Here is a 7158-nt window from a genome sequence, read left to right as displayed (position 1 = left end):
CATGCTGCCCGGCACCAACGGGATCGAGCTGTTCCGCAAGCTGCGGCGGTTGAGCGACGTGCCGATCATCTTCATTTCCGCCCGTGGCAGCGAGGAAGACCGCGTGCTTGGCCTGGAACTCGGCGCCGATGACTATCTCGCCAAGCCATTCGGCACGCGCGAACTGGTCGCCCGCGTCGGCGCCGTGCTGCGCCGTGGCGGGCAGGGCGGCGATGGCCTGGCGGCGGCCGAGCCGGGTGAGCGCGCCAGCGAAATCCGCTTTGATGGCTGGACGCTCTCGCTCGCCCGCCGCGAACTGCATGCCCCCGATGGTGTGATGGTGGACCTGACCGGGGCGGAGTTCGATCTGCTCGCCACGTTCGTGGCGCAGCCGCAGCGCGTGCTGGGCCGCGAACGCCTGATCGAGCTGTCGCGCACCCGCCTGGGTGACAGTTCAGACCGCAGCATCGACGTGCTGGTGTCGCGCCTGCGCCGCAAGTTGACGGCGGCCGGGGGCGAAGCCCCGATCGCGACGGTGCGCGGGGTTGGCTACATGTTCAAGGCGCAAGTCACCCGCACGTGATGCAGCGCCGCTCATGATTTCCCGGCGCCGGCTGTCGCTGCGCCGGGCCATGCGCCGCTTCGGTTTGCCGGAGCGGCTTTTGGCCATTCTGGTGCTGATGGCGGCGATCGATTTCGGCTCCAACGCCGTGCTGTTCGATCGCGCCAGCAACTTTGCCCTGCGCAGCGATGATGCGGCGCGCATTGCCGAAAACCTGGTAATCGCCAGCCGCGCGCTGGAAGCAGAAGAGCCGGCCGACCGCCCGGCGCTGGCCGAGCGATTGTCTTCGCCGCGCTTTTCCCTGGCGTGGAAACCGCGCCTGGCCCATGGCGACGATGCCCTTTCGCTCGACCGGCTGCGCGCGCAGGTGCTCGATGCCGCGCCCGAACTGGCCTCAGGCGATCCGCGCTTTTCGCTGAAATCGCTCGCCTCGCCCGGATCGGTAAACGGGGCGATGCTGCTCAAGGATGGCTCGGGCGTGGTGTTCCGCACCCAGGCAAGCGAGGCCTGGACGCTCAATGCCGGACGGCTGGCGGTGCTGCTGGTGCCAACGCCCTTGCTGGTGGTTCTGGCCTGGGTGCTGTTTCGCGCCACGATCCGCCCGCTCAAGGCGCTGGTATCCGCCACCGGGCGGGTTGGCGCCGGCCCGCCCGAACCGCTGACCGAGCGTGGCCCAGACGAAGTGCGCCGCCTGATCCGCGCGTTCAACCGCATGCAAAGCCGCATCTATCGCCAGATGCTCGATCGCACGCAGTCGATGCTGGCGATCGGTCATGACTTGCGCACACCCCTTGCGCGGCTGCGGCTGCGGCTGGACGATGCCGGCATCGACCGCGAAACCCAGGCCGACATGGTCCACGACATTGACGAGATGATGCACCTGCTCGCCTCGCTGCAAGCCTATGTCGAAGGGGAAGGGCGGCAGATCCCGGCAGAGCCGGTGGACCTGGCGGCCATGGCGATGACGCTGGTGGACAACGCCTATGACCAGGGGGGCGATGCCACCTATGACGGGCCAGACCGGCTGGTGATCCAGGCGCGCGCGGTGTCGCTGCGCCGTGCGCTGGGCAATCTGGTGGAAAACGCGCTGCACTATGCCGGGCATGTGGAAGTGATCGTGCGCGCCGATGGCGATTGGGCCGAAGTGGTGGTGGCCGATCGCGGGCCGGGCATTCCGGTGGACCGGCTGGATGAAGTGACCCAGCCGTTCGTGCGCCTGGATGCGGCGCGCGGGCGCGATACGCCGGGCATGGGGCTGGGCCTGGCCATCGTCAAGCGCGCGATCCGGGCCGAAGGCGGCACGCTGATTCTCGCCAATCGCCGCCCCGAACCGGGCGAGACCGGGCCGGTCAGCGGCCTGGTCGCCACGGTTCGTCTGCCGCGCAAGGCTGGCTACCCCGCTGCCAAGCCAGGGAAATAGTTCCTTACAGTTGCGACGGCTGCGGGCAAAGACATCCGCGTACCTCTTGCATCAAGCGCAACGGCATTCGCCCCGCGCATCAGATATTCAAGAGGAGGTACCTCCCCATGAACGAACTTATCGGCCGGGTTTTCCGTTTCGAAAAGACCGTCTTTCCGCAGAGCAGCGAGCTTTATGGCCAGCTTTCTGCCCACGGCCAGGCGCCCAAGGCGCTGATGGTGTCCTGCGCGGATTCGCGCATCGTGCCCGAGCAGATCATGCAGGCCCAGCCTGGCGATCTGTTCGTGTGTCGCAACGCTGGCAACATGGTGCCGGCCTATTCGACGATGAACGGCGGCGTGTCGTCCACGGTGGAATATGCCGTGGTGGCGCTGGGCGTGCGCGACATCATCGTGTGCGGCCACTCTGACTGTGGCGCGATGAAAGCGCTGGCCGCGCCCGAGCCGCCGCAGGGCATGCCCAACGTGGTCGCCTGGCTGCGCCATGGCGCCGCGGCTGAGCATGTCGTGTCGAGCTGTTCGCCGCACCTGCACGGCGGCGAGCGCGTGCGCGCGGTCAGCCTGCAGAACATCATCGCCCAGATCGATCATCTGCGCACCCATCCGTCGGTTTCGGCGGCGATCGCGCGCGGCGAAATGTCGCTCCATGGCTGGTTCGTGGATATCAGCGCCGGCCAGGTGCTGGGCCTGGATGGCGACACCGGCGAATTCGTGCCGCTGCGTGAAGATCGCCCGCTGCCCGTCGCCCTGGCGGCCGCACCGCGCTTTGCGCGCGAACCCGCCCTGGCGGAGGCGGCCGAATGAGCCAGGCAGCAATCGCTGCATCGCCCGAGGCTGCCCCCACAAGGGGCGGCCTCGTTCGCGATTTCACCGCGTCGATCGTGGTGTTCCTGGTGGCCATGCCGCTGTGCATGGGCATTGCCATCGCCTCGGGCGTGCCGCCGGAAAAGGGCCTGGTGACCGGCATCATCGGCGGCATCGTCGTCGGGCTGCTCGCCGGCTCGCCCTTGCAGGTTTCGGGCCCGGCGGCGGGCCTGGCCGTGATCGTGTTCGAATTCGTGCGCGACAATGGCCTGTCCGCGCTTGGCCCGGTGTTGCTCGTGGCCGGGCTGATTCAGTTGGTGGCGGGTATTGCCCGGCTGGGCGGTGTGTTCCGCGCCATTTCCCCGGCGGTGGTGCATGGCATGCTGGCCGGCATCGGCGCGCTGATCGTGGTGGGCCAGTTCCACATCCTGTTCGATGCCAAGCCGATGTCCAATGGCTTGGCCAACCTGTCGATGATCCCGGCGCGTGTGCTGGGCCTTTCGCCGTTCGATTGGCGCGCCAGCGAAATGGCGCTGGTCCTGGGCCTGGTGACGATCGTGGGCATGCTGGGCTGGGACAAGCTCAAGCCCAAGGCGCTGTCTCTGGTGCCGGGCGCCCTGATCGGGGTGGTCGCTGCCACGGTGCTTGCCGCCGTGCTGGGCCTGCCGGTGGCGCGCATTGCCGTGCCGGATTCGCTCAGCGCCGCGTTTGCCGCGCCGGGCGGGGCGTTCCTCGATCCGCTGCTGGCCAAGCCGGCGCTGCTGGTCTCGGCCGTGGCCATTGCCTTTATCGCCAGCGCGGAAACGCTGTTGTCGGCCGCAGCCGTCGATCGCATGCACAATGGCGTGCGCACCGACTATAACAAGGAACTGCGCGCGCAGGGCATCGGCAATCTGCTGTGCGGCATGGTTGGCGCCCTGCCGATGACCGGCGTGATTGTGCGTTCTTCGGCCAACGTCCAGGCCGGTGCGCAAACCCGCTGGTCGGCCGTACTGCATGGCGCGTGGATCCTTGGCTTTGTCGCGCTGCTGCCCTGGCTGCTGCGCGAAGTGCCGATGGCTGCGCTCGGGGGCGTGCTGGTGGTGACGGGCTGGAAGCTGGTCAGCCTCAAGCATGTGAAGCACCTGTTCACCCACTATGGCCCGCTGCCAGCGGCGATCTGGGCGGTGACCTTTGCCCTGGTGGTGACGACCGACCTGTTGACCGGCGTGCTGGTGGGCATGGCGCTGTCGCTGGTGGAACTGCTGCCGCACGTGAAGCACCTCAACCTGGGTGTTCATGCCCACGACCATGGTGACGCCACCAACGTGGAACTCAAGGGCGCGGCCACCTTCCTGCGCCTGACCAAGCTCAACGCCGTGCTCGAAGACCTGCCGGCCGATCGCCGTGTCCACCTCGATCTCGGCCGGGTCAAGGCGATCGACCACACCACTGCCGAAACCCTGCGCGAATGGCTCGCCCGCCGCCGCCAGCAGGGCAACGCGGTAACCGTCTCGGGCCCCGAGCCGATCCTGCGCGCGGTGCCCCACGCCGCCTGATCGCGCAGAGGCCCTGTCGAACTCCTGAGCCCACCCCCATCCCGGCTCATGGATGGCGCACCACGCGCCGCTGCCCCCACGGCCTCTGGCCTGTGGGGGCAGTTTCGTTGAGCCAGGCCTGCGACAACGGCACATAAAAAAAGTCCCCGCCAGCTTGGGGGCTGGCGAGGGACAGTCGTGCGTACCTGGTGGAAAGGGTGGGTTAGAAGTTGACCGTGGCCGAGAGCACCACGCGCGAGGACGAGATCGAGGCGCCGTCCTGAACCTGATACTTGGTGAAGTTGGGCCGCAGATAGGCGGCATCGGCATCGCTGATGTTGGTGTCGATATAGGCAATGCCCAGCACCACCTTGCCCAGCGCCAGGTCGGCGCCCAGCAGCCAGTCGGCATAGGAACCGGTCGGCGCCACGCTGGTGCCGTTGGGGCCAAGGCCGGGATTGCCCTTGGAATAGCCGAGGTGGGCCTTGAGCGTGACCGGGGTAGTCGGGATTGCGCCGCTCACATCGCCCCAGACATAGAGGTTGTCGTTCTTGGCACCGGGATGTTCGGGCGTGCCGGCGACGTAGCTGGCGCCCGAATCATACCACTGACCCAGCGCCTGCTGCTTGGGCGCATAGGCCACGCCGGCCAGTGCCGAGACCGGGCCGACGGTGCCCGACAGCTTGACGAAGGGTTCGGCAAAGTCGGTCTTGGCCGCGCCGCCCGGATACATGTACCAGGTCAGGCCAACGTCGAGCGTGGCCGGGCCGAACGACTTCTTGAAGCCGCCGATCGCGTCGAGTTCCAGGTTGGGACCGCCGAACGTGCCCCAGCCGGCCAGGTTGGAGCCCCAGGTGCCGACGTAGAAGCCGCTTTCATGGGCGATGGTGACGCCGGCCTGCAGGGCAAAGCCATTGTTGGATTGCGACACGCCGCGCAGGCGATAGTCGGTCACCACGGCGGCGCTGCCGGAAATGGTGATGGCCGAAGGCGGCGCGGTGTCTTCCGCCTTGGCCGCGGTGGCCAGGGCCATGGATGCGCCGGCCAGCGTGGCGGCCAAGGCGATACGGCCGGCCCGGCGGCGTGCAGAGCGTTGAATCATCGGAACTGTCCTTCCCTCACGGTCATCGAGAAACGGTTCCGCCTGCGTCTCGGCGCCTGCCCGTCTCGGACGATGGCAAGGGAAAGCCCGGCCATCTCCGGCAGCAGGTTGCGCCGAGATGACCGGGGTTAGGCTGCGATGCTGTCTGGTCCTTTTCCCTTATGCAACGAAGTGTTGCTGTGTTTCTGCTGTGGCTTTTGCGTCACAGCCACTTATTCGGGCAGCGGAATGAACTCGTGCTCTTCGGGAACATGGGCAAAGCGATCTTCCTTCCAGTCTGCTTTGGCCTGTTCCAGGCGATCGGGCCGCGACGAGACGAAGTTCCAGAAGATGTGGCGCTTTTCGGGAAACGGTTCGCCACCCATCAGCATCACCCGCGCGCCGGTCGTGCTTTCGATCACCACTTCGGCGCCGGGCTTGAGCACGATCAGTTCGCTGGTGGCAAAGCCGCCGGTCTGGCCGCCCACGCTGATCTCGCCACTCACGACATAGAGCGCGCGTTCTACATGCTCGGCCGCCACGCGATAGCGCCCGCCCGGCGCGATCACCAGTTCGGCATAGACCAGGTCCGACAGCGTCTTGACCGGCGAGGTCAGGCCATCAACCTGCCCGGCGATCAGCGTCAGGCGGGTGCCATCGACTTCGCCCGTGGGGATTTCATCCGCCTTGTGGTGGGCAAAGGCGGGATCGGTTTCCTCGGCATGGGTGGGCAGGGCAACCCAGGCCTGCAGGCCGAACAGCGGGCCGCCGCTGCTGCGCATTTCCGGGCCAGTGCGTTCGGAATGGGTGATGCCGCGCCCGGCGGTCATCCAGTTGACCTCACCCGGGCGGATCGCCTGGACCGAGCCGAGCGAATCGCGATGCAGGATTTCGCCTTCCACCAGATAGGTCACCGTGGCGAGGCCGATATGCGGGTGCGGGCGCACGTCGAGCCCTTCGCCACCGGCAAAGGCGGCCGGGCCCATCTGGTCAAAGAAGATGAATGGCCCGACCATGCGGCGGTGGGCCGAAGGCAGCGCGCGGCGCACCTTGAAGCCTTCGCCCAGATCGCGAACCGGGGGCAGGAGGGCAAATTCGATGCCCGGCACATCGGGGGTGCGGATGGTCATGGCGGTGTTCCCAAAGCTGGCGCCCGTGACGGGCTATGTGGCCGGTTTAAAGCGCGCAGCTATTCAAGGAAATACCGATAAGGCTGGTCGAATTGTTCAGCTTTGTTGGACGGCTTGGACAGTCTTCCCACGCCGCTGCACCAATTGGCCCAGCACCAGGCCCAGCAGCAGAACGGCGGCCCCGGCCAAGGCACCCGGCCCCAGCTGGGTGAGCGAAGACCACAGCATGGCGGCCGACAGCGCCATGAAGGCCAGCGGAAACAGCGGAAACAGCGGCGTGCGCACCGGCCAGTCGTGCGCCTTCATCGTGCGGCGCAGGCGGATCAAGGCAGCCATGCCCAGGATCACGAACAGCCAGTACACCGGGGTCATGTAATCGACCATCGCGCCAAAGCCGCTTTGCGACAGGCCCGATACTGCCGTCAGCAGCAGGGAAAATCCGCCCACAGCCAGCGTGGCGCGCGCCGGGGTGCCGCGTGCGTCGTGCCAGTTGCCCAGCGCGGCCAGTGCCGGCAGGTCTGCCGCAGCAGAGGCGGTGACGCGCGAACACACGATCAGCGTGGAATTGATGCTGCTGATCGCCGAGATCGCCACGATCCCCACGGTCAGCCACGCGCCGGCCGGGCCGAACGCGGTGCGCGCCAGATCGGCGCCGGGCGCGGTGCT

The 7158-nt window shown here is 67.3% G+C and carries 7 protein-coding genes; 4 read left to right on the top strand and 3 right to left on the bottom strand.

Annotated elements, in window-relative coordinates; translation table 11 throughout:
* The 4 genes from H926_RS28350 to H926_RS0117200 form a co-directional block, all read left to right on the top strand.
* Positions 1-562: winged helix-turn-helix domain-containing protein (locus H926_RS28350; protein ID WP_022677423.1), on the top strand; the 562-nt coding region annotated here is incomplete at its 5' end.
* Between the two features lie 13 nt (positions 563-575).
* A complete protein-coding gene (locus H926_RS28345) occupies positions 576-1961 on the top strand; it encodes an ATP-binding protein (protein ID WP_022677422.1) in 1386 nt (461 codons plus the stop codon).
* Positions 1962-2068: 107 nt separating this feature from the next.
* Positions 2069-2764, top strand: coding sequence for a carbonic anhydrase (locus tag H926_RS0117205; RefSeq protein WP_022677421.1), 696 nt, complete (start codon positions 2069-2071; stop codon positions 2762-2764).
* Positions 2761-4302 carry a SulP family inorganic anion transporter gene (locus H926_RS0117200; protein WP_022677420.1) on the top strand — a complete coding sequence of 514 codons (1542 nt, stop codon included), beginning with the start codon at positions 2761-2763 and terminating at the stop codon, positions 4300-4302. Before H926_RS0117205 ends, H926_RS0117200 begins: the two co-directional genes overlap by 4 nt.
* A 202-nt stretch (positions 4303-4504) precedes the next feature.
* Here H926_RS0117200 and H926_RS0117195 read toward each other — a convergent pair whose 3' ends face one another.
* The 3 genes from H926_RS0117195 to H926_RS0117185 form a co-directional block, all read right to left on the bottom strand.
* Positions 4505-5383 (bottom strand): TorF family putative porin, encoded by an 879-nt coding sequence (locus tag H926_RS0117195; RefSeq protein WP_022677419.1) that lies wholly within the window; start codon positions 5381-5383, stop codon positions 4505-4507.
* A 212-nt stretch (positions 5384-5595) separates the two neighbouring features.
* On the bottom strand, positions 5596-6492 hold the full coding sequence (locus tag H926_RS0117190; RefSeq protein WP_022677418.1) for a pirin family protein: 897 nt from the start codon (positions 6490-6492) through the stop codon (positions 5596-5598).
* Between the two features lie 96 nt (positions 6493-6588).
* Positions 6589-7158: amino acid permease (locus H926_RS0117185; RefSeq protein WP_022677417.1), on the bottom strand; the 570-nt coding region annotated here is incomplete at its 5' end.

Origin of the sequence: Novosphingobium sp. B-7 (assembly GCF_000410615.1) — a bacterium.
Lineage (GTDB): Bacteria > Pseudomonadota > Alphaproteobacteria > Sphingomonadales > Sphingomonadaceae > Novosphingobium > Novosphingobium capsulatum.
The sequence above is the reverse complement of the archived record's forward strand: the minus strand, read 5'-3'. Positions and strand labels throughout refer to the sequence as shown.

Coding starts and splice junctions, on each gene's coding strand:
- H926_RS28345 (WP_022677422.1), top strand. CDS start 576: ATGATTTCCCGGCGCCGGCTGTCGCTGCGCCGGGCCATGCGCCGCTTC.
- H926_RS0117205 (WP_022677421.1), top strand. CDS start 2,069: ATGAACGAACTTATCGGCCGGGTTTTCCGTTTCGAAAAGACCGTCTTT.
- H926_RS0117195 (WP_022677419.1), bottom strand. CDS start 5,383: ATGATTCAACGCTCTGCACGCCGCCGGGCCGGCCGTATCGCCTTGGCC.
- H926_RS0117190 (WP_022677418.1), bottom strand. CDS start 6,492: ATGACCATCCGCACCCCCGATGTGCCGGGCATCGAATTTGCCCTCCTG.
- H926_RS0117200 (WP_022677420.1), top strand. CDS start 2,761: ATGAGCCAGGCAGCAATCGCTGCATCGCCCGAGGCTGCCCCCACAAGG.